Origin of the sequence: Nocardia arseniciresistens (genome assembly GCF_046764875.1) — a bacterium.
Lineage (GTDB): Bacteria > Actinomycetota > Actinomycetes > Mycobacteriales > Mycobacteriaceae > Nocardia > Nocardia arseniciresistens.
The window spans coordinates 273,321-294,261 of the sequence record NZ_JBKORD010000008.1 but is presented as its reverse complement, the minus strand read 5'-3'; the positions used below and the strand labels follow the sequence as shown (position 1 = coordinate 294,261).

General features: G+C 65.8%; 15 protein-coding genes. 5 read left to right on the top strand and 10 right to left on the bottom strand.

Annotation, left to right across the window (positions count from 1 at the left end):
- Positions 1-34 precede the first annotated feature (34 nt).
- On the bottom strand, positions 35-3,646 hold the full coding sequence (gene smc / locus ACLMAJ_RS17150; protein ID WP_412014695.1) for a chromosome segregation protein SMC: 3,612 nt from the start codon (positions 3,644-3,646) through the stop codon (positions 35-37).
- Between the two features lie 200 nt (positions 3,647-3,846).
- Between smc and ACLMAJ_RS17145 the strand changes: the two genes are divergently transcribed.
- Positions 3,847-4,803 (top strand): hypothetical protein, encoded by a 957-nt coding sequence (locus ACLMAJ_RS17145; protein WP_412014694.1) that lies wholly within the window; start codon positions 3,847-3,849, stop codon positions 4,801-4,803.
- Positions 4,804-4,865: 62 nt separating this feature from the next.
- Here ACLMAJ_RS17145 and ACLMAJ_RS17140 read toward each other — a convergent pair whose 3' ends face one another.
- Both ACLMAJ_RS17140 and ACLMAJ_RS17135 read right to left on the bottom strand, forming a co-directional pair.
- Positions 4,866-6,707 (bottom strand): hypothetical protein, encoded by a 1,842-nt coding sequence (locus tag ACLMAJ_RS17140; RefSeq protein ID WP_412014693.1) that lies wholly within the window; start codon positions 6,705-6,707, stop codon positions 4,866-4,868.
- Between the two features lie 73 nt (positions 6,708-6,780).
- Positions 6,781-7,206, bottom strand: a complete 426-nt coding sequence (locus tag ACLMAJ_RS17135) for a DUF1707 SHOCT-like domain-containing protein (protein WP_412014692.1) — start codon at positions 7,204-7,206, stop codon at positions 6,781-6,783.
- 254 nt (positions 7,207-7,460) lie between these two features.
- Between ACLMAJ_RS17135 and ACLMAJ_RS17130 the strand changes: the two genes are divergently transcribed.
- The gene (locus ACLMAJ_RS17130) at positions 7,461-9,008 is read left to right on the top strand and encodes a long-chain-fatty-acid--CoA ligase (protein WP_412014691.1); all 1,548 of its coding nucleotides are present in this window, start codon (positions 7,461-7,463) and stop codon (positions 9,006-9,008) included.
- Between the two features lie 49 nt (positions 9,009-9,057).
- Here ACLMAJ_RS17130 and ACLMAJ_RS17125 read toward each other — a convergent pair whose 3' ends face one another.
- The 7 genes from ACLMAJ_RS17125 to ACLMAJ_RS17095 all read right to left on the bottom strand — a co-directional run bounded on the left by ACLMAJ_RS17125 (position 9,058) and on the right by ACLMAJ_RS17095 (position 15,858).
- Positions 9,058-9,507, bottom strand: coding sequence for a DUF350 domain-containing protein (locus tag ACLMAJ_RS17125; protein WP_412014805.1), 450 nt, complete (start codon positions 9,505-9,507; stop codon positions 9,058-9,060).
- A gap of 28 nt (positions 9,508-9,535) precedes the next feature.
- Positions 9,536-10,699: a glutathionylspermidine synthase family protein gene (locus ACLMAJ_RS17120; RefSeq protein WP_412014690.1), complete on the bottom strand. Its 1,164-nt coding sequence runs from the start codon at positions 10,697-10,699 to the stop codon at positions 9,536-9,538.
- A complete protein-coding gene (locus tag ACLMAJ_RS17115; protein ID WP_412014689.1) occupies positions 10,699-11,631 on the bottom strand; it encodes a hypothetical protein in 933 nt (310 codons plus the stop codon). Before ACLMAJ_RS17115 ends, ACLMAJ_RS17120 begins: the two co-directional genes overlap by 1 nt.
- A gap of 28 nt (positions 11,632-11,659) precedes the next feature.
- The gene (locus ACLMAJ_RS17110) at positions 11,660-11,959 is read right to left on the bottom strand and encodes an acylphosphatase (protein WP_412014688.1); all 300 of its coding nucleotides are present in this window, start codon (positions 11,957-11,959) and stop codon (positions 11,660-11,662) included.
- 37 nt (positions 11,960-11,996) lie between these two features.
- The gene (locus ACLMAJ_RS17105; protein WP_412014687.1) at positions 11,997-12,464 is read right to left on the bottom strand and encodes an OsmC family protein; all 468 of its coding nucleotides are present in this window, start codon (positions 12,462-12,464) and stop codon (positions 11,997-11,999) included.
- A gap of 114 nt (positions 12,465-12,578) precedes the next feature.
- A complete protein-coding gene (locus tag ACLMAJ_RS17100) occupies positions 12,579-13,259 on the bottom strand; it encodes a response regulator (RefSeq protein WP_412014804.1) in 681 nt (226 codons plus the stop codon).
- Positions 13,260-13,323: 64 nt separating this feature from the next.
- Complete coding sequence (locus tag ACLMAJ_RS17095; RefSeq protein ID WP_412014686.1) at positions 13,324-15,858, bottom strand: ATP-binding protein; 2,535 nt, start codon at positions 15,856-15,858, stop codon at positions 13,324-13,326.
- Positions 15,859-16,914: 1,056 nt separating this feature from the next.
- Between ACLMAJ_RS17095 and ACLMAJ_RS17090 the strand changes: the two genes are divergently transcribed.
- From ACLMAJ_RS17090 to kdpB, 3 genes are read left to right on the top strand one after another with little or no spacing between them, the layout of a single operon-like run.
- Positions 16,915-17,097, top strand: a complete 183-nt coding sequence (locus tag ACLMAJ_RS17090; RefSeq protein ID WP_412014685.1) for a potassium-transporting ATPase subunit F — start codon at positions 16,915-16,917, stop codon at positions 17,095-17,097.
- Positions 17,098-18,768 (top strand): potassium-transporting ATPase subunit KdpA, encoded by a 1,671-nt coding sequence (kdpA, locus tag ACLMAJ_RS17085; protein ID WP_412014684.1) that lies wholly within the window; start codon positions 17,098-17,100, stop codon positions 18,766-18,768. It begins immediately after the preceding gene.
- 1 nt (position 18,769) lies between these two features.
- Positions 18,770-20,941: a potassium-transporting ATPase subunit KdpB gene (gene kdpB, locus ACLMAJ_RS17080; RefSeq protein WP_412014683.1), complete on the top strand. Its 2,172-nt coding sequence runs from the start codon at positions 18,770-18,772 to the stop codon at positions 20,939-20,941.

The window sequence follows — 20,941 nt, the reverse complement described above, 5'->3', positions numbered from 1 at the left end:
ACCGCTGGTCCGTGCGGTACCAGGTTCTCCCGGATCAACCCGCGGGTGCCAGGTTCTCCCTGGTCAACCGCTGACTGATCACCTGGGTGATGCCATCACCGCGCATGCTGACGCCATAGAGAGCGTCCGCGATTTCCATGGTCGGCTTCTGGTGGGTGATGACGATCAGCTGACTCTTCTCGCGCAGTTGCTCGAACAGCCCGATCAGGCGGCGCAGGTTGGTGTCGTCCAGGGCCGCTTCGACCTCGTCCATCACGTAGAAGGGTGAGGGGCGGGCTCGGAAGATGGCCACCAGCAAGGCGACCGCGGTCAGCGACTTCTCGCCGCCGGACAGCAGCGAGAGGCGCTTGACCTTCTTGCCCGGTGGGCGGGCCTCCACCTCGATGCCGGTGGTGAGCATGTCCGAGGGGTCGGTGAGCAGCAACCTACCCTCGCCGCCGGGGAACAGTTTCGCGAACACGCCGACGAACTCCCGCTCGACGTCTTCCCACGCCTCGGTGAAGACCTGGAGGATCCGGGCATCCACCTCGGAGACCACATCCAGGAGGTCCTTGCGCGCGTTCTTGACGTCTTCGAGCTGCGTGGCCAGGAAGTTGTAGCGCTCCTCGAGCGCCGCGAACTCTTCCAGCGCAAGGGGATTCACCTTGCCGAGGGTGGTGAGGTCCTTCTCGGCCCGTTTGGCGCGACGCTCCTGGGTCTGACGGTCGTACGGCATGGGCGAGGGCGCGATGACCTGATCGCCGCGCTCCTTGGCCTGCTCGTACTCCAGCCATTCCAAATCCGAAGGCGGCGTCGGGGTGTCGGGACCGTACTCGGCGATCAGGTCGTTGAGGGCGATACCGAACTGTTCGGAGATCGTCGCCTCGATCTGTTCGATGCGCAAGGCCGCCTGGGCTTTTGCCACTTCGTCGCGATGCACGGCGTCGGTGAGCTGGGCCAATTGGGTGGCGAGGGCACGGGAGCGTTCCTTGACCTGATCGACCTGCGCGGCGGACTCGGTGCGGCGGCGCACCAGATCGTCACGGCGGGTAGCGGCCTCGGCGACCACGATCTCCAGCTCGGCGGCGATGCGGGCACCGGATTCGGCGACGGCGGCCGCCAACTCGGCGGCCTTGCGCCGTGCGGCGTGCGCGCGTTCGGCCCGTTCGCGCGCCTCGCGTTCGGCATGGGCCGCCCTGCGCAGCGAATCCGCTTTGCCGCGAACCGATTCCGCACGTTCCTCGGCGGTGCGGACGGCAAGCCTTGCCTCGACCTCCATCGAGCGCGCCTCGGCAAGCGCACCCGCGGCCTCCTCGCGGTCGCGGCCCGCGGATTCGGTACCCGCCATGCCGATGCCGTCGTCGTCGATGTCGGCGTGCTCGAGCTCGGCATTGCGCAGCCTGGTCTCGAGGTCGACGAGCGAGGTCAGCGACTCCTCGCGGCTCGCCTCGGTATCGGCGCGCTGACCGGTCAGCTTTTCGACGTCGGTCAGCGCGGTGCGCGCGACCTGGCCGAGCCTGCCGAGCCGGTCGTAGATCGCCACCAGTGCCTGGTCGGATTCGTGTAATGCGAGCAGCGACTGGTCGACGGCGTCCTTGCGATCGGCTTGTTCGGCAAGTGCGCCGGAGAGCGCGGCCTCCAGTTCCTCCGCGCGACGCTGCGAGGCGACGAGGTCGGACTTGGCGGTGTCGATGTCGGCCTGGATCTCCAGCTGGCTCGGTGCACGATCGGATCCGCCGAGCACCCAACCGGTTCCGGTGAGGTCACCGTCGCGGGTGACCACCCGCAGCTCCGGCCGCGCCGCGACCAGCTCGACAGCGGCGTCCAGATTTTCGACCACCGCGACACCCGCGGTCAACGCGGCGATGGCACCGCGCACGGTATCCGGGCCGTCCACGACATCCGCCAGCCAGCGCGCGCCGCCGGGCAGCGTGGCGAACTGCGCGGGCGCGCCGTTGGTCGCGCCGAATACCAGCGCGACGCGACCACCGTCGGCGTCTTTGAGTGCACGCACCGCGGCGTGCGCGCTGGCACCGGTATCGGCCGCGACCGCATCGGCAAGCGGGCCGAGCGTGGCGGCGACCGCGGCCTCGAATCCACCGTGCACCCTGATCAGCCCGGACAGCGGACCGAGCAGCCCTTCGGCGCGATGCTCGACCAGCCAGGCGGCGCCGTCGCGGCGGGCAAGCCCCATGCCGAGCGCTTCGATGCGTGCGCTCAGCGAGGCAACCCGCTTGCCCGCGTCGCGATCCTGTTCGCGCAGCTCGGTGACGCGCTGATCGGCCAGTGTCAACGCCTGCACAGCGTGCTCGTGCTGCGCGTCGAGACCTGCCTCGCCCGAGTCGAGTTCGCTGAGCTCGCTCTGCACTGTGTCGTATTCGGACTGCGCGGCATCACCGCGATACCTGGCTTCGGTGATCGCGACCGAGAGCCTGGCGATCTCCGCGTCCACCGACTGTGTCCTGGTGCGCAGGTTGTCGACCTGACCCGACAGCCGGGCCAGCCCCTCACGGCGATCGGCGATGGCCCTGACCGCGGCCAGATGCGCCTGCTCGGCGGCCTTGGCTGCCTGTTCGCGCTCGCCGAGCTGGTCACGCGCGGCCTCCAGCGTCTCGGTCGCGATCTCGACCGATTCCCGCAGTTCGGCCTCTTCGGCCTCCACCCGCTGCGCCTCGGCCTCGAGCTGATCGGGATCGCGGCCGGTGCCGACCGGAGTCTCGGTGTCCAGGTGGCGGGCCCGATCGCTGGCGATGCGGATGGTGGCGTTGACCCGCTCGGCGAGTGCGGAGAGCTGGAACCAGATCTGTCCTGCGGCCTCCGCACTGGGGGTGAGCCGGGAGAGCTGGAATTCCTGCTGCGCCAACGCGGCATTGGCGGCGTCGAGCTCGGTCTGCACCGTGATGTGCTGCTCGCGCGCGTACGCCTCCTTGCTCTGCTGGCTTTCCAGTTCACCGCGCCGGGTGACCAGGTCGTCGGCGGCAAGGCGCAGTCGCGCGTCACGTAGGTCGGCCTGCACGGTCTGTGCGCGGCGCGCCACCTCGGCTTGTCTGCCGAGTGGCTTGAGCTGGCGGCGCAATTCGGTGGTGAGGTCGGTGAGCCTGGCGAGGTTGGCCTGCATCGCCTCCAGCTTGCGGACCGCCTTCTCCTTGCGCTTGCGGTGCTTGAGGACGCCGGCGGCCTCTTCGATGAAGGCGCGACGGTCCTCCGGCCGCGATTCCAGGATGGCCGCGAGTTGGCCCTGTCCGACGATGACGTGCATTTCCCGCCCGATGCCGGAGTCACTGAGCAGTTCCTGCACGTCCATCAATCGGCAGGAGCTGCCGTTGATCTCGTATTCGCCCGCACCGTCGCGGAACATGCGCCTGGTGATGGATACCTCGGCGTAGTCGATGGGCAGCGCACCGTCGGAGTTGTCGATAGTAAGCGTGACCTCGGCGCGGCCGAGCGGCGCGCGACCGGTGGTGCCCGCGAAGATGACGTCCTGCATCTTGCCGCCGCGCAGCGCCTTCGCACCCTGCTCCCCCATCACCCAGGAGAGCGCGTCGACGACGTTGGACTTGCCGGAACCGTTGGGGCCGACCACACAGGTGATACCCGGCTCGAAGCGCAGCGTCGTCGCGGACGCGAAGGACTTGAAGCCCTTCAACGTCAGGCTCTTCAGATGCAAGTTCGACGACCTTTCCGTGCGGTGGCGGGAACGGAGCGACCAGTCATGGTATCCGTCGCTGACCGGCTACCACGTAAGCGGGCGGGCACGACGCGGACGCGGAGGAATCCGGTGTTCCCGCATCACCCGCCACGACGCCCGGTCGACGCATACGATCCACTCTGATCGCCCGCCGGAAAGTTTGTTCAGGAGCACAGAGGATGCCAGCCGCATCGGCCGCAACCATCGTTGCGCTGCGGCTTGCCCGGATCGCCGCGCTGGTGGTCGGGAGTCTGCTGTTCCTCTACGTGTGCGAGTTCAGCGATAACTCCGGATCGACGGGTTGGTGGGTCGAAATCGGGATCGCGGCCGGATTCGGGATCGCGGGCCTGATTGCCGGATGGTTCCAGATCACACTGGCGCACCGCATCGGAGAGCACGAATTCTTGATCACTTCCGACGGACGGACCGTCAGCGCCCGAATCGTCACCACCGGAAACCTGGTCTTCCACGGACGCGATCTCGGCGATCCCCATCCCGAATACGAATGGACCTGGACCTTCCGGCCCACCTCGTTCTCCGCCATACGGGCCGCCCTCGGCGGTGGCGACGGCGATCTCATCGCCCTACTCGAAGACGCTGTCCCCGACCTCGACCAGCACTATCGCCACGACCCGGGAGCCTGGCTACGCCACCACGACATCCCGGCCCGCTACCGCGAAAAGGGCGTCGACCCGACCCACCCCACCCGCAAACTACCGGTGATCAAACCCGTCCCGCCCCAACCCATCTCGTCGCGGCGCAACCAATCGTCACCGCCACACCGCGACAAGTCATCGACATCGCGCCGCAGGCAGGCACGTCCATCGCACCGCGACCAACCGCCACCGGCGCACGACGACCAACCACCACCGCACCACAGTCGGACAGCGCCGCCGCGCCGCGAGCAGCCGCGACGGCCGAGCAGCGAGCAACCTCCGTCGCACCTCGATCAGCCACCGCCCCGCCGCAAGCAAGCCCCGCCGGTGCCCCGCGAGCAGCCGATGTCCCGCCGCGATGAGGCACCGCCGTCACAATCACGGCAGGGATCACGAAGGAATTTGCCGCCTGGCACAGAAGAATCCGGCGCGGCACTACCCAGGGGCACGTCGGACCGATCCCGTGGGCGTCATCGGTGAAATGAAGACGGTAATGCCAGGGCCGTTGGTCCTGCGGTGACCATCCGCGGCGTATTTCGAGGTCAGTTGTCGTAGGACGCGACGCCGACCGGGCCGACCCCGACACACATGTCGAGTCCTGTTGTGTGAGAAGCGATTCGAATCGCCGATCCGCTGCCGACCGCCCGGACGTACACGGTATTCAGCCCCTTCCGAACGGACGCGGTCACGGCGGCACCGTGTTCGAAGGCGACAAAGATCCGACCGTCCCGGCTCGCGAGATAGTTGAGCCGTACGGTCCACTCGTGCTCGAGCATCGGGCCGTCGAGCCGCAACTCGACCGGCTCGCCACCGTGGATTCGGTAGCCACAGTCGGGCTCTGGACCCTGACGAATGCTTCGGTTCCACCAGACGGCCGCTTCGACGATCTCGCCGGTGTCGGTGATCATCCGCAGGTGTGGCGTCGAATCGGCGAAGGTGCCCGGCGGCGCGACGGGGGTGAGTGTCCGGCTGGTCAGATTCTGCGGATATGCCAGCGGATTCAGCACGTTCCACGGCACCTCCTGGTCGAGTAGTGGCACGCCATCCCACTGCTCCAGCGCCGACTTCACGTTCGCGACATAGGTTCTGGTCGGGCCGACCCGCCACGATCGCACGAAGGTGCCGGTTGTCCACAGGCTGCTCACCAGAAAAACCGCAGTCAGTGCGACTACGACCCGAGGACCAGGAAGCAGCGGATAAGTCCTGCCACGCGGCGGCCGCGGACCGGCTCGCACCAACAGGGCGCCCACCGCGGACAGCACCACCGCCACGTCGGCGAAGTACCGCAGGGACTGCATCAGTTCCGCTGCGGTATTCGGTCCGCTTCGGGCCAGTGCCACCGGTAGTTGGGCCAGCAGAATGTAGGCCGCCGCCATCAGCCAGACCGGCCATACCCGCAACCGCGCACGTATCGACAGGGCCACCAGAGCGCCGAGTGCGATCCAGGCCGACACCACCGCCCAGCCCGGCGAATCCGCCCACGGTGTCGAGGGCAACCACCGCTCCCAGACCCATGGCCCGCCAAGCAGCGCGGGCACGATGCCGAATGATGTTGTGCTCGGCAGCAAGCCCAGGAGTTCGCCCGGGCTGCTGTGCATGCCGGAAAAGTCGACCACCGTGAGATATCCGGCCAACCAGCAGGCGATCACCACACCTGATCCCGTCCACAGTGCCGCACCACGTCGTGCGACCACGCGAATCGCGCCCGAGTCACCGTCGACGTATCGAGCCAGTGCGGTCACGGCGAACGCGACGAACGGGACAATCACCGACTTCTCGAAGAAGAGCAGTGCCACTGCCAGCACCACGATCCCGGATATGGCATACCGACGCCGACCGCCGCGAACCAGCAGTACCGCGTCACCGATCACCCACGCGAGCGCGAATTGCAGCGGCAGCGCATTGAGGGCGGCCGCCCACCACGCGAACGCGGGAAGCGTCAACGGGGAGAACAGATAGCAGACCAAGGGGACCAGGATGGCCCACCGCGCACCCACCAGCACGATCAGCATGCGCAGTACGGCCAGCGATGCCCCGACCTGTAGCACCAGCAGCGAGACCACCGGTCCGGCCCAGGCCAGCGGCGCCACCGCGGTTACCAACCACGCGGTGGCGAATGCGAGTGGCATGAAATGACCGTCATGGTTGTACAGCAGCAGATCCGTCGACCAGAGCGGGTATTCGGCTGCCCGGCCGACCAGGATGAGATCGTCCCAGTAGAAGAACCCGCTGTCGGCTACCCACCAGCGGATCGCCAACTGCAGCACGATGAGGCATCCGGCCGCGACAACAACCTGTCGCGCTTTCCAGATCTTGGGCTGAATCCGCGATACCGGTCGCGCCACGTCAGGAGACCTCGGTAGGGCAGCCTCGGCGGTGTCCATGGCCCACCACCGTAGCTGGCCGCACCCATGCCGCCATCGGCGGCGCGGGGTTCGATCAGCGAGTTGCGTTGTCTCAGTTCACTCGGTGACCGAAGCGACCGGACTCGAACCCGGCCAGCATCCGGAACGCGAGGACCGCGCCCCACGGGCCGATCACCCAGATGGGCCAGGGGTAGGTGAATTCACCGACGCTGAGCGAGATCGCGCCCCAGATGGCCAAGACCAGGACGCTGACACCGAGCCATGAGGTGCCCTCGATCTGCTGCCAGATCGGGAATCGGGCGGGGGCTTTGTCTCGCGCTTGCGCCTCTTTCGACAGTTTCGGCAGGTCCGAGAGCACCAGCTGCAGGTCGTCGCGGGTGGCGGTGCCATAGACGCGGGCGACCCGCTGGTCGTATTCGACGACGTCGATCCGCCCGTCGGCCATATGCCTGCTGAGCAGCTTCACTACCTTGTCGCGCTCCGCGTCGGAAGCCCGAGTTCCGGGTGAGATTTCCATTTCCAGGTCCTAACGACGAGTTCTACGCTCCATAGTGGAAGGTTGATTCAGGATGCACCCTCCAATGTGGAATGTCAAGACGACACCGCGCGGGGCCGCCATCGAGACAGACAGTCGCCACGCACGAGCCGGTCCGACTGTTGCGTAAGTGGCCCAGGTCACGTTAGGCTTTCCGGCACCTAAGTGAATATTGATTAGCCAGCCTACGGGGCACGGTCGGGTCGCAGCCCGCGCAATCGGCAAGTAAGGAAACGATGTATCTCACCCAGTCGCTGCATCGCGCGATGCAGCAGCGCCCGGATTCGATCGCCACCATCTTCGGCGATCGGGTTCGCACGGTGACCGAATCCCACGACCGCGTAGCCCGGTTCGCGGGTGCGCTGCGCGATCTCGGTGTGCGGCGCGGTGATCGGGTCGCCATCCTGGCTTTGAACTCCGATCGCTACCACGAATACTTCTTCGCGGTGCCGTGGCTCGGCGCGGTGATCAACCCCGTCAATGTCCGCTGGAGCCCGGCGGAAGTCGTGTATTCCCTGCGGGATTCGGACACCAGGGTGCTACTGGTCGACGACGCGTTCGCGCAGGCCATCGCTCCGATCCTCGCGGAATTCCCCGAACTGCGCACGGTGATCTTCATCGGCGACGGTGCTCGTCCCTCGGGCACCCTCGACTACGAAACGCTGCTCGCCCAAAGCGATCCCGTCGAGGATCTTCGCGTCGGCGGCGACGAATTGCTCGGCATCTTCTACACCGGTGGGACGACCGGCTTCCCCAAGGGCGTGATGCTCAGTCACGCCAACGTCGTCACCTCGGCTCTCGGCTCGCTCGCCACCAACCACGTGATCTCTATCGGCGGCAGACTGCTGCACGCCGCCCCCATGTTCCACCTCGCGGACTTCGCGCTATGGGGCTGCGGCAACCTGGCTGGCTCGACCCATGTGATCGTCCCGATGTTCACCCCCGCCGGTGTGCTGCGGGCGATCGCGGAGCACCAGGTCACCGACGGGCTGCTGGTGCCGACGATGATCCAGATGCTCGTCGACGATCCGGGGGCCGCCGATGCCGACCTCAGCAGCGTCGAGCACCTCGTCTACGGCGCTTCCCCGATCTCCGAATCGGTACTCACCAAGGCACGCAAGACCTTTCCGGCCGCCGGGTTCACCCAGGCCTACGGCATGACCGAGTTGTCGCCGATCGCGACACTGCTTTCGCCCGCCGACCACGACGATCCGGTACTCGGCAAGACCACCGGTCGGGCCGCACCACATGTGGAGGTCCGCATCGTGGACGCCGAAGGCAACGAGGTTCCGCGCGGCACCGTCGGCGAGGTCATTGTCAAGGGCGCCAACGTGATGCTCGGCTACTGGAACAAGCCGGAAGCCACCGCCGAGGCCGTCCGCGACGGCTGGATGCACACCGGAGACGGCGGCCGCATGGACGAGAACGGCTACATCCGCATCGTCGACCGGCTCAAGGACATGATCATCACCGGCGGCGAGAACGTCTACAGCATCGAGGTCGAGAACGCGCTGGCCAAGCATCCCGCCGTCGCGACCTGCGCGGTCATCGGCATCCCCGACGACCGGTGGGGCGAGCGCGTCCACGCCGTCATTGTCCTGCTACCCGACCAGCAGGCAACCGCCGACGAACTCACCACCCATTGCAAAGAACTCATCGCCAACTACAAAATCCCACGCAGCATCGAATTCACCGACGCCCTCCCCATGTCCGGCGCGGGCAAAATCCTCAAACGCGACCTTCGCCAGCGCCACTGGAACACCACCGGCAGCCAAGTCTCATAAGACCTTCCGACGAGTGGCACCTGGCCGTGGTGTGCCACTCGTCGCGGCGCTAGAGGATGGCGAAGGCGACGACCAGCCCGAGCGCGAAGTGGGCGGCGGCTACCACGAGGACTTCTGTTGTGTAGGTGTCGGAGTGGAGGGCTGCGCCGATGTCGATGCCGAGGGCGCGTTCGAGTACTCGGACCGAAATCACCTGAGCGATGATGCCGACGAGGCCGTAGATCAGAGCCGCGATGAGGCCCTCGGACAGCTTGCCCGCCGAGGCATAGGTGGCGAGGACCACGATGAGGGCCATGCTGACAATGCCCGCCGCGGTGACGATGATGGCATTGGGCTTGCCTGCGGCCACCAGGGCGCGCAGCTTGCCCGGAGTGGTGAGGTCGATGGCGTAGAAGCCGACGAGCATGAGCGCCAGGCCGACGATCGCGTAGAGGATGATCGCCCCTACGCCCTCGCCGAGCGAGTTCCAGTACCCCGATTCGAGGGCGACTGCGGTCATCATGGTCCTTCCGAGGTGGATTGAGTGATCAGCTGATGATGCGATGCGGGATGAACGCCGAGCCGTCGTCGGTGATCAAACCGGCGGTTTCGCGAATGCCGAGCCCCGCGGCGGTGTCACCGACGATCCAGGTGCCGAGCACCGGCCGCATATCGTCGAATTCCGGCAGCGGGTCGAGCAATTGGTAGACGAAACCCTCTTCGCCGTAGACACCACCGGTGGCGGTCTCCAGACCCGCGCCGACAATGGTCATGTTCGCGCCTTCGCGGCCGAGCTTCGGTTTCCGAATGTATTCGGTCAACTCGTTGGGCTGATCGAGGTAGGCGGGCAATAGGTTCGGGTGGCCGGGGTACATCTCCCACAGCACGGCGAGGATCGCTTTATTGCTGAGCAGTGTCTTCCACAGCGGTTCGATCCACATGGTCTGCGGCAGGCTCTCGATGACCCGCTTGCCGAAGTCGTCGTCGAGCACCCACTCCCACGGGTAGAGCTTGAAGATCGCATCGATCGGGGACTCCGCCAGATCCACGAACCGGTCGAGGTCGGTGTCGACGCCGATCTCCTCGATCGGCAGCGCGATGGTGTCGAATCCGGCCTCGGCCGCGGTCTCCTGCATGTAAGCGGTGGTGACGTTGTCCTCACCGGTGGCGTCCGCGGACGACCAGGTGAAGTGCAGCTGCGATGAGGGCAAGGTGTCGCGCAGCTCGGTCCAGCGCTCGACGAGCTTCTCGTGCAAGGAGTTCCACTGGTCACCGCCCGGGTAGAGCGTGGTCAGCCAGTGCCACTGCACAATTGCCGCCTCCAGTAGCGAGGTCGGCGTATCGGCGTTGTACTCCAACAGTTTTGCCGGGCGACGCGCGTCGTAGCGCAGGTCGAAGCGGCCGTAGACGTGCGGGTCGTTGCGCCGCCAGGATTCGGCGATCGGGCCCCAACTCCATTCGGGCAGACCGAAATCCTTGAACCGCTCGGTGAGCACGACGTGCTCGACCGCGTTCAGGCACATCGAATGCAGCAGCTCGACATCGGCCTCCAGCGCCAGGATTTCCGACATCTCGAACTCGTAATGCACCGATTCGTCCCAGTAGGGTCGTGGCCCGCCGCTGGCATCGCGACCGGGCGTGCCGTAGACGAGCCCCTGCCCCTCGGTGATCTGCTGCCAGCCCTGCCTCGGTGTACCGCGAACCCGCCGCATTACGATCCGCTCCCGCTCTTACTGCTGCTTCCGAGGCCGCCGCGCTGAATGCTGGTGCCGGTCTTGGTTTTTATTTCTGCGCCCTTGGGCGCAATGGTGGTGCCGCCGGTCGGCGGCCTGCCGACGGAGTTGCTGCCGCCGTAGTAATACCGGTACTGGCTGCCGTTGTAGATGAAAATGCCACCGCCGTAGCCACCGCTGGAACCTGAACTGGCCGAGGCCTTGCCGCAGACATCATCGTCGACTACGACCTCTTTACCGTTCTGATCGATCTGAGTGCAGTACGCGGTCACGTTGTCGGGCTTGGTGAGCGCACGGTAGGCGAGGTACCCGCCGCCGACCAGTCCGGCGACACCGACGATGGCGACACCGCCGATCAGAATCCGCTTACGCGTGCGCTTCTTGTTCTCCTCGGCGACCGCGGCGGCACGCTGCTGGTCCTCGGCGCGCTTGCGTGCCTTGTCCCGCGCTCGCGCCTCGGCCACGGTGGGCGGACGCGGTTGCGTGCGGCCCGCTTCCTGGCGCTGGATACTGCCGGGGCGCGGTGGCCCCGGCGGTATCGCGGCAGTGGGATCGGGCCCCGCATACTCGGCGAGGGTCGGCGTATCCCATTGGGGCTCGGCCGATTCCGGCGGTGTCGGTCCCGCATGCTCGGCGAGCGTCGGCACGTCCGATTGTGGTTCGGGCGCGTCGTAGTTCGGCGGTTCCGATCCGGGAACGGGTTCGTTGTACTCCGCGAGCGTCGGCGCATCGAGTGGTCCGGACGCGTCCGGCGGTATCGCCGGCGATCCTGGCGTGTAGTCGGAAGCGCCGGGTTCGGCCTCGGGTTGGTTATCCGGTGCCGAGGGTCGAGTGGGCGCGGGGGTGCCGGGAATGGGATCGGGCTTGCCGGAGGTGTTTCGGTCGCCGCTGCCCGGATCCTGCGTACTCAACGATCACTCCCCTTGGTCGCTGCTCGCATCAACGCTCCTCGAATCCGGTCAAATCGCCCCGCGGGGCGTCCCAGCTTTCCACAACCAGATCGACCCGGCCAGGCGTATCCCCGGACCGTAGCAAATCGAGCAGCCGCGCGGCGGCGCGCCTCGGGCCCTCGGCCACCACGTGCACACGGCCGTCGCTGGCATTGGTGGCTTGTCCGACCAAGCCGAGTTCCAGCGCGCGGGCCCTGGTCCACCAGCGAAATCCGACGCCCTGGACCCAGCCGTGCACCCAGGCGCTGAGCCGGACGACGTCGGTGTCGGCGGGCGATGTTTCACTCATAGCACCACGCTATGTTCACTCGGCGATGCCCACGCATTCACCCGTCGACGTCGAACGACAGAGTGACTTTGGTGCCCGCCTTCAAGGTCCTGCCCACGGTGCATACCTTGTCGATGGCACGCTGCACGGTGACCAGCAGACGCTCTCGGGCCTCTTCGTCCAGTTCGCTGAGGTCGAGTTCGAACGCCTCGTCCAACTGCGGGTACACCTCGTTCTCCCGATCCGCGTCACCGGAGACGCGGATGGTCGCGTCGAAGCTGTCACCCAGCTTGCGCGAGAGCGGGAAGTCCGCGCTCAGCCCGGAGCAACCGGCCAGCGCGATCTTCAACAGCTCACCGGGGGTGAACGCGCCCGGCACGCCCTGTGAGGCGATCAATACCTCGGCCCCGCGCGAGCTGCGGCCGGTGTAGGCCCGGGTCCCCGTGCGCTCGACCCACAGGGCGGTCTCCCCCGGTGCGGTCGGTGCGGTGGTCTCGGTCGCGGATACAACGGTCTGCTCAGCCATGGTTTCGATCCTGCCATCCTCGTCGGAAACGGAGCACGCCTGGCAACGCTCCGGCAGCCGCCCGCATTCCACACGCGGGTCCGCCCTGCCCATGCCTTCGCGCGGTGGAGGTCGCTATTCCTGGAAGCGGTAGCCCATTCCCGCCTCGGTCAGCAGGTGTTTGGGGTGTGCGGGGTCGACCTCCAGTTTGCGACGTAACTGCGCCAAATAGACACGCAGGTAATGGGTTTCGGTGGCATAGGACGGCCCCCAGACCTCTCGCAGCAGTTCTTTGCGGCCGACGAGTTTGCCGCGATTGCGGACCAGCATTTCGAGCATGCCCCATTCGGTGGGCGTCAGGTGCACGGTCTCGCCGTTCTTGCTGACCTTCTTCGCGACGAGGTCGACCGTGAACGAGGACGTCACCACCACCGGGTCGCCGGCCTCGGCATCGGTCGCGCCGCGGCGGACGGCGGCGCGCAGCCGGGCCAGCAGTTCGTCCATACCGAACGGCTTGGTGACGTAGTCATCGGCACCCGCGTCGAGCGCCTCCACCTTGTCGGTCGAATCGGTGCGCGCCGAGAGCACGATCACCGGTGTCTGCGTCCAGCCGCGCAAACCCGCCAGCACCTCGATGCCGTCCATATCCGGCAGGCCCAGATCCAGAATCACCACGTCGGGATGCTTATCGGCGGCCGAACGCAGCGCCGCGGCGCCGGTCCCGGCCGTGATCACCTCGTACCCACGCACCGAAAGGTTGATCCGCAAGGCGCGCACGATCTGCGGTTCGTCGTCGACCACCAATACCTTGGTCACCGGCGCTTCGTGCTTCTTGTCGGTCATTGCGACTTCCTGTGTCATGCGGGATCCTCCGCCGCCCTCAACCATGGTCATTGTCATCATCGGCGCCCGGTCCCTGTCCCGGCGCATCGGTGTCTGCGGGCAGATCGACGAGCATCGTCAACCCCCCGCCGGGCGTCGGCTCGGCGTGCACCGTGCCACTCATCGCCTCGACGAATCCGCGTACCACCGAAAGGCCGAGGCCGACGCCGGTGGTGTTGTCGCGGTCACCGAGCCGTTGGAACGGTTCGAACAGCTGCTCCTCGGTGCCAGGCGGGATACCGGGTCCGGTATCGATGACCGCGATAGATACGCGATCTCCGGTGCGCTCGGCGGTCACTCGGACGGGGATGTCGCGTGGCGCGTGGCGCAAAGAGTTGTCGATCAGGTTGGCGAGGACCCGTTCGAGCAGCCCTGCGTCGGCCAGCACCGAGACCTCACCGACCTCCACCTTCACCCGATCCATCGCCGCGCGCCGCAGGCCGCGCGTACCCATTCCGACGCTCACCAGCGCGCGATGGGCCACCTCGTCCATGTACACCCGCCGCACCTGCGGGGTGATCACGCCCACCGCCAGTCGCGACGAGTCGAGCAGATTGCCGACCAGCGCGGTCAACTGGTCCACCGATTCCTCGATGGTTTCCAGCAATTCGGTGGTGTCCTCGGCCGAGAACTCGATGTCGTCGCTGCGCAGGCTGGACACGGCCGCTTTGGCCCCGGCCAGCGGCGTGCGCAGGTCGTGGCTGACGGCCGAGAGGAGTGCTCGCCGCAGTCGGTCGGCCTCGAGTAGTGCCGCCGACGCGCTAGCTTCCTCCGCCAGCCGCGACTGGCGTACCAGTCCGGCTGCCTGGTTGGCGACCGCGTGAAGCACCGGCCGGTCACCCGAATCCAGCGTTCGCCCCGCGAGCAGCAACCAGCTGGTGGTATCGCCCGCCTCGATGGCGGTATCGGCATCGGCGACCCGCTGCGGCGGGTCGATGCCCACCACGGCGACCACCTGATTGCCGCAGACCATGCTGACCGCGCGCAAGCCATAGGTCTCGCGAACCTGCTCGAGCAGGTTGGGCAGATCAGCGCCGTGCAGAACGGCGCCCGCGAACATCGTCAGCAGCTGGGCCTGCCGAGATGCCTTGCGCGCCTGCCTGGTTCGCTTCGCGGCCACATCGACCAGCGCCGCGACCGCGACCGCGACGATGAGCAACACCACCACCGTGACAAAGCTGTCCGGCTCGGAAATGGTGAGGCTGTAGCGGGGATCGGCGAAGAACCAATTCAGCAGCAACCCCGAGAACAGCGCCGAAAACGACGCCGGGATAACACCTCCGAGCAACGCGACCGCGACGACGCCGATGAAGAACATCGCGCTCAGACCACCGAGCTCGAGGTAGCCGTCGAGGAACGCGGCGCTGCCCCCGCACACGATGATGGGAACAAGCACCGCGGCGAGCCAGGCGAGGATGGGTTGGCGTGGCAAGAACGAGCGCCAGCGCGGACCGCGACCGGCCTCCTCGTGCGTCACCATGTGCACGTCGATGCGGCCGGACTGCTGCACCACCGCCGACCCGATGCCCTCATCGAAGATGCGCGCCCACCGCGAACGCCTGGAGGTACCGATCACCAACTGGGTCGCGTTCACCTCGCGCGCGAATTCCAGCAGCGCCGTCGGCACATCGTCACCGGTCACCGTGTGCAGGCTGGCGTCCAGACTGCCGGCGAGCTCACGCAACCGCGTCAAACGCTGGGTCGACACCCCTGCGAGCCCATCGCCACGCACGACATGAACGACGACGAGTTCGGCACTGGACTTGGTCGCGATACGGCTGGCCCGACGCACCACGGTCTCCGATTCCGGACCGCCGGTCACCGCGACGACGACTCGTTCCCTGGCCTCCCATAACTCGGTGATCTTGTGGTCGGCCCGGTACTTCGCCAACGCCGCGTCGACCTGGTCGGCCAGCCACAGCAAAGCGAGTTCGCGCAGCGCGGTGAGGTTGCCCGGGCGGAAGTAGTTACGCAATGCCGCGTCGACCTTGTCGGCGGCATACACGTTGCCGTGTGAGAGCCTGCGTCGCAACGCCTCAGGGGTGATGTCGACCAGCTCCACCTGGTCCGCGCTGCGCACCACCGCATCCGGAACCGTCTCGCGCTGCTGGATACCGGTGATCTGTTCGACCACGTCGTTGAGGCTCTCCAAATGCTGAACATTGACCGTGGAGATCACGTCGATGCCCGCGGCGAGTAACTCCTCGACGTCCTGCCAGCGCTTGTCGTGCCCGCTGCCCGGCGCATTGGTGTGCGCGAGCTCGTCGACAAGCGCGACGGCCGGCCGCCTGCGCAGCACCGCCTCCACATCGAGTTCGGGGAAGCTCGCACCGCGGTACTCGATCAGCTTGGTCGGAATCCGTTCGATGCCCTCCAACAGTTCGGCGGTCTTGGCCCGCCCGTGGGTTTCGACAACCGCGGCCACCACATCGCGTCCGCGTTCGATCCGCCGGTGCGCCTCGCCGAGCATCGCGAAGGTCTTACCGACTCCCGGTGCCGCACCGAGGTAGATCCGAAGTTGCCCGCGTTTCAACGTAGAAAAACCTCTCGTATCCAACGTTCCGGTTCGTGCAGCGATCTACCTCCGAGTCGGTCCGGTCACCTCTGGTGACAGGTTGACGGTTGAACATCAGCTTGAAGACTGTATGCGCATAGCCGAGTCACGAGGGTGGTCCATTAGCGATATCTATACGGAGAAACCCGTCCCAGCCTTTGACAAGGTCAAGGCAGGCATCGAGAGCTGCGCGACAGCCGAATCACCCCGACCGATGTGCCCGCCGCGAGCGGGGCGCTGCGCAGTTCCGTTCAATCCGACAACGCTTCCAGCCTGACCTGCGTGTCGTCAACGCTGACCAGTCCGACTATCCCAGGAGGGCTGGCCAACAACTCGAGGATACGGCGGATTACAGACAGAGCCTCCGCGCGGGATGTTATGCCGCTGGCGAGTTCTGAACTCGTTACATCGTGCGTAGACCACGTGGCTGTCACGCCGTAGCTTTCAGTCTTACGCAAGGAACCAGGTCGAGTTATGAGGCTGACTCGGGTGACCTCGTCACCCCGGACCCAGGATTCCTCGTTGTCGTTTTTCTTGATCCGAAGCCAAATCGTGCTGGGCACTCTCCACCCTCTCGTCCAGGCGAAATCACCTACGTTCCAAGCCTACTGACACAGCCCAACACGACACAGAGTGTGAAGCCGCGTTACCTATCGGTTATCGAACGAGTAACTAGTTGTGTTGTCTCATGACATTGGTTCCACGATGTCGAGCTCGAAGACTAGCTGCTCAGGTCCGGTGACCGGTGCGACAGGGATGGCGATTCCGGCGTCGCTGAGTCAGTAGGCGCGTTGCGGAATTCGGGGAACGGTAGCAAGAGCCGTCTCTACCTCGCGATCGCGCGATGAACTGGATCTTTACGGTGTGTTGACAGGTTGTGCTCCGACCTTGACGGCATCCTTTCACCCGTAGTGGAGCGACACCGTAAACGAAGCGTCAATGCTCGAGGAGACGGCGCTAAGGACCCGTAAGGACGCTCGGCACCAGCTCGAATGACCGGTTGACTCACCCTGTCGCGCTCATGAAGGGGCGCCAATGGAGGTTGTAAAAAATGTCTGTCGTTGTGTTCGCGGTGGTCACCGTGGCGATCTTCGCGCTGCTCGGCCTGATCCAGCGGGGGGTGGAAAAACTGTGATCGCCAATGTCATCGGTCTGATTCTGGCCGTCCTTGTTGCGGTCTACATGATCGCGGCTCTTCTTTTCCCCGAGAGGTTCTAGGTGAACACGACTACCGCGGGAATCGCTTTCGCGGCGTCCCTGATCATCGCGCTTGCCTTGGTGCATGTACCGCTCGGCGACTACATGTTCCGGGTTTACGACAACAAGAAACACTCTCGGGCGGAGCGCGTCATCTATAAGGCGATCGGGGTCCAGCCCGAGGTCGAGCAAACCTGGGGGGTGTATGCCAAGAGTGTGCTGGCATTCTCCGCGGTCAGCGTTTTGTTCCTGTTCTTCTTCCAGCTGCTCCAGGGCAAGCTGCCGCTGCACCTGAACGATCCCGGCACCGAGATGACGCCGGCGCTGGCCTGGAACACCGCGATCAGCTTCGTGACCAACACGAACTGGCAGAACTACTCCGGCGAGTCGACCCAGGGACACCTGGTGCAGATGGCCGGTCTTGCGGTGCAGAACTTCGTCTCGGCGGCCGTCGGCATGGCGGTGGCGGTCGCGCTGGTGCGCGGCTTCGCGCGTCGGCACACCGGCGATCTCGGCAACTTCTGGGTGGACTTGGTGAGGGGTACCATCCGCATCCTGCTGCCGATCGCCTTCGTTTTCGCGATCGTGCTCGTCGCGGGTGGTGTGATCCAGAACTTCCACCTGCACGATCAGGTCGCGCAGACACTGAACGGCACCGAACAGACCCTTACCGGCGGCCCGGTGGCCAGCCAGGAGGTCATCAAGGAACTCGGTACCAATGGCGGTGGCTTCTACAACGCCAACTCCGCACATCCATTCGAGAACCCGACCACCTGGACAAACTGGGTGGAGATCTTCCTGCTCCTGATCATCAGCTTCTCACTGCCGCGCACCTTCGGCCGGATGGTCGGAAGCAAGAAGCAGGGCTACGCCATCGTCGCGGTGATGGGCACCATCGCGCTGGTAAGCACGACGCTGCAAAACGTCTTCCAGCTTGCGAACCACGGCACGGTGCCGACCGCGATCGGCGCCTCCATGGAGGGAGTCGAAACCCGTTTCGGCGTGGCCGATTCCGCGACTTTCGCCTCCGCGACAACGCTGACGTCCACCGGAGCAGTCGACTCCTTCCACGACTCGTACACCAGCCTCGGCGGCATGATGACCATGTTCAACATGCAGCTCGGTGAGGTCGCGCCCGGTGGCACCGGCTCGGGTCTGTACGGTATGCTCATCCTCGCGGTGATCACCGTCTTCGTCGCGGGCCTCATGGTCGGTCGCACGCCGGAGTATCTCGGCAAGAAGATCACCCCACGCGAAATCAAACTCGCCGCTTCGTACTTCCTGGTCAGTCCGCTGATCGTGCTGGTAGGCACAGCGATCGCGATGGCGATGCCCGGCCAGCGAGCCAGCATGGCGAACTCGGGGCCACACGGATTGTCGGAGGTGCTCTACGCCTTCACCTCCGCGGCAAACAACAACGGTTCGGCGTTCGCCGGGCTCAGCGGCAACACCGAGTGGTACAACACCGCGCTCGGCCTCGCGATGGTGTTCGGCCGGTTCCTTCCGATCATTTTCGCCCTCGCACTTGCCGGTTCGCTTGCTCAACAGGGCACCACCCCCGAGTCGATCGGCACGCTCCCGACACACCGGCCGCAGTTCATCGGCATGGTCGTCGGCGTGACCGTGATCCTGGTCGCGCTCACCTTCCTGCCCGCACTCGCACTCGGGCCGCTCGCTGAAGGAATCCACTGAAATGACCAGTCCCACTACAGAATTGACCGGTTCCACAGCCGTGCCCGAGAATCCGAAGGACCAGTCCGAGCGCAAAGGCGGGCGGGTCGCCCGTGGCGCGCTCGACCCGAAGATGATGCTGACATCGCTGCCGGACGCGGCGCGCAAGCTCGACCCGCGCCTCATGTGGAAGAACCCGGTGATGTTCATCGTCGAGATCGGCGCGGTGTGGTCGACCATTCTCGCGATCACCGATCCGTCCTTCTTCGCCTGGGCGATCGTGATGTGGCTCTGGCTCACTGTGATCTTCGCCAACCTGGCCGAGGCCGTCGCCGAAGGGCGCGGCAAGGCGCAGGCCGACGCGCTGCGTAAAGCGAAGACCGACACCATGGCTCGACGCCTGGTCGACTGGTCGCACGGCGGCCGGGTGGTCGAAGAGCAGGTCGGCGCGCCCGAACTACAGCGCGGCGATTACGTCGTCGTCGAAGCGGGTCAGGTCATTCCCGGTGACGGCGATGTCGTGGAAGGCATCGCGTCGGTGGACGAGTCGGCCATCACCGGCGAATCCGCCCCCGTCATCCGGGAATCCGGCGGCGACCGCTCCGCGGTGACCGGCGGCACCACGGTGCTGTCGGACCGAATCGTCGTGCAGATCACCCAGGAACCCGGGGCGAGCTTCATCGACAAGATGATCGCGCTGGTCGAGGGTGCGAGCAGGCAGAAGACGCCGAACGAGATCGCGCTGAACATCCTGCTCTCCTCGCTCACGATCATCTTCGTGTTCGCGGTGGTCACCCTGCAACCGCTGGCGATCTTCTCCAAGGCGAACAACCCAGGTGTTCCGGACAACTTGGCACTCGACGTCAACGGCATCACCGGAATCGTCATGGTGTCGCTGCTGGTCTGCCTGATCCCGACCACCATCGGCGCACTGCTCTCCGCCATCGGCATCGCGGGCATGGACCGCCTGGTCCAGCGAAACGTGCTCGCCATGTCGGGCCGCGCCGTCGAGGCCGCGGGCGACGTCAACACCCTGCTGCTCGACAAGACCGGCACCATCACCCTCGGCAACCGGCAGGCTTCGGAATTCGTCCCGGTGCCCGGCGTCCAGGATGACGAATTGGCCGATGCCGCACAACTTTCCAGCCTGGCCGACGAAACCCCCGAGGGACGTTCCATCGTGGTCTTGGCCAAGCAGGCGTTCAACAAGCGCGAGCGCACCCGTGGCGAGCTCATCGGCGCGACCTGGGTGGAATTCACCGCGCAGACCCGCATGTCGGGTGTCGATCTCTCCGGTGGGCACCAGCTGCGCAAGGGTGCGGCCAGCGCTGTCACCGAATGGGTTCGCGCACAAGGTGGGAACGTGCCCGACAATGTCGGCGTGATCGTCGACGGCATCTCCGCCTCCGGTGGCACGCCGCTGGTCGTCGGCGAGGTGGCGGACGGCACGGCGCGAGTGCTCGGCGTCATCCACCTCGAGGACGTCGTCAAGCAGGGCATGCGGGAACGGTTCGACGAGATGCGCAGGATGGGCATCCGAACCGTGATGATCACCGGCGACAATCCGTTGACCGCCAAGGCGATCGCCGACGAAGCAGGTGTCGACGATTTCCTCGCCGAAGCCACGCCCGAGGACAAGCTCGCGCTGATCAAGAAGGAGCAGGACGGTGGCAGGCTGGTCGCGATGACCGGTGACGGCACCAACGACGCTCCGGCGCTGGCACAGGCCGACGTGGGCGTCGCGATGAACACCGGCACCTCGGCGGCCAAAGAGGCAGGCAATATGGTCGATCTGGATTCGGATCCGACCAAGCTCATCGAGATCGTGGAGATCGGCAAGCAGTTGCTCATCACCCGCGGGGCGCTGACCACGTTTTCGATCGCCAACGACATCGCCAAGTACTTCGCGATCCTGCCCGCGTTGTTCATCGCGCTATTCCCCGGCCTCGACGCACTCAACGTCATGCGGCTGGCCAGCCCGCAATCGGCGATCCTTTCCGCGGTTATCTTCAACGCGCTCGTCATCATCGCGCTGATCCCGTTGGCGCTGCGCGGCGTGAACTACACGCCGACCAATGCGTCGAAACTGTTGAGCCGCAACCTGACGATCTACGGCCTCGGCGGCATCATCGCACCGTTCATCGGCATCAAGCTCATCGACCTCGTCGTCCAACTCCTCCCCGGGATGTCCTGA

Coding starts and splice junctions, on each gene's coding strand:
- ACLMAJ_RS17145 (WP_412014694.1), top strand. CDS start 3,847: ATGCCAGCCGCATCGGCCGCAACCATCGTTGCGCTGCGGCTTGCCCGG.
- ACLMAJ_RS17140 (WP_412014693.1), bottom strand. CDS start 6,707: ATGGACACCGCCGAGGCTGCCCTACCGAGGTCTCCTGACGTGGCGCGA.
- ACLMAJ_RS17135 (WP_412014692.1), bottom strand. CDS start 7,206: ATGGAAATCTCACCCGGAACTCGGGCTTCCGACGCGGAGCGCGACAAG.
- ACLMAJ_RS17130 (WP_412014691.1), top strand. CDS start 7,461: ATGTATCTCACCCAGTCGCTGCATCGCGCGATGCAGCAGCGCCCGGAT.
- ACLMAJ_RS17125 (WP_412014805.1), bottom strand. CDS start 9,507: ATGACCGCAGTCGCCCTCGAATCGGGGTACTGGAACTCGCTCGGCGAG.
- ACLMAJ_RS17120 (WP_412014690.1), bottom strand. CDS start 10,699: ATGCGGCGGGTTCGCGGTACACCGAGGCAGGGCTGGCAGCAGATCACC.
- ACLMAJ_RS17110 (WP_412014688.1), bottom strand. CDS start 11,959: ATGAGTGAAACATCGCCCGCCGACACCGACGTCGTCCGGCTCAGCGCC.
- ACLMAJ_RS17105 (WP_412014687.1), bottom strand. CDS start 12,464: ATGGCTGAGCAGACCGTTGTATCCGCGACCGAGACCACCGCACCGACC.
- ACLMAJ_RS17090 (WP_412014685.1), top strand. CDS start 16,915: ATGGAGGTTGTAAAAAATGTCTGTCGTTGTGTTCGCGGTGGTCACCGT.
- kdpB (WP_412014683.1), top strand. CDS start 18,770: ATGACCAGTCCCACTACAGAATTGACCGGTTCCACAGCCGTGCCCGAG.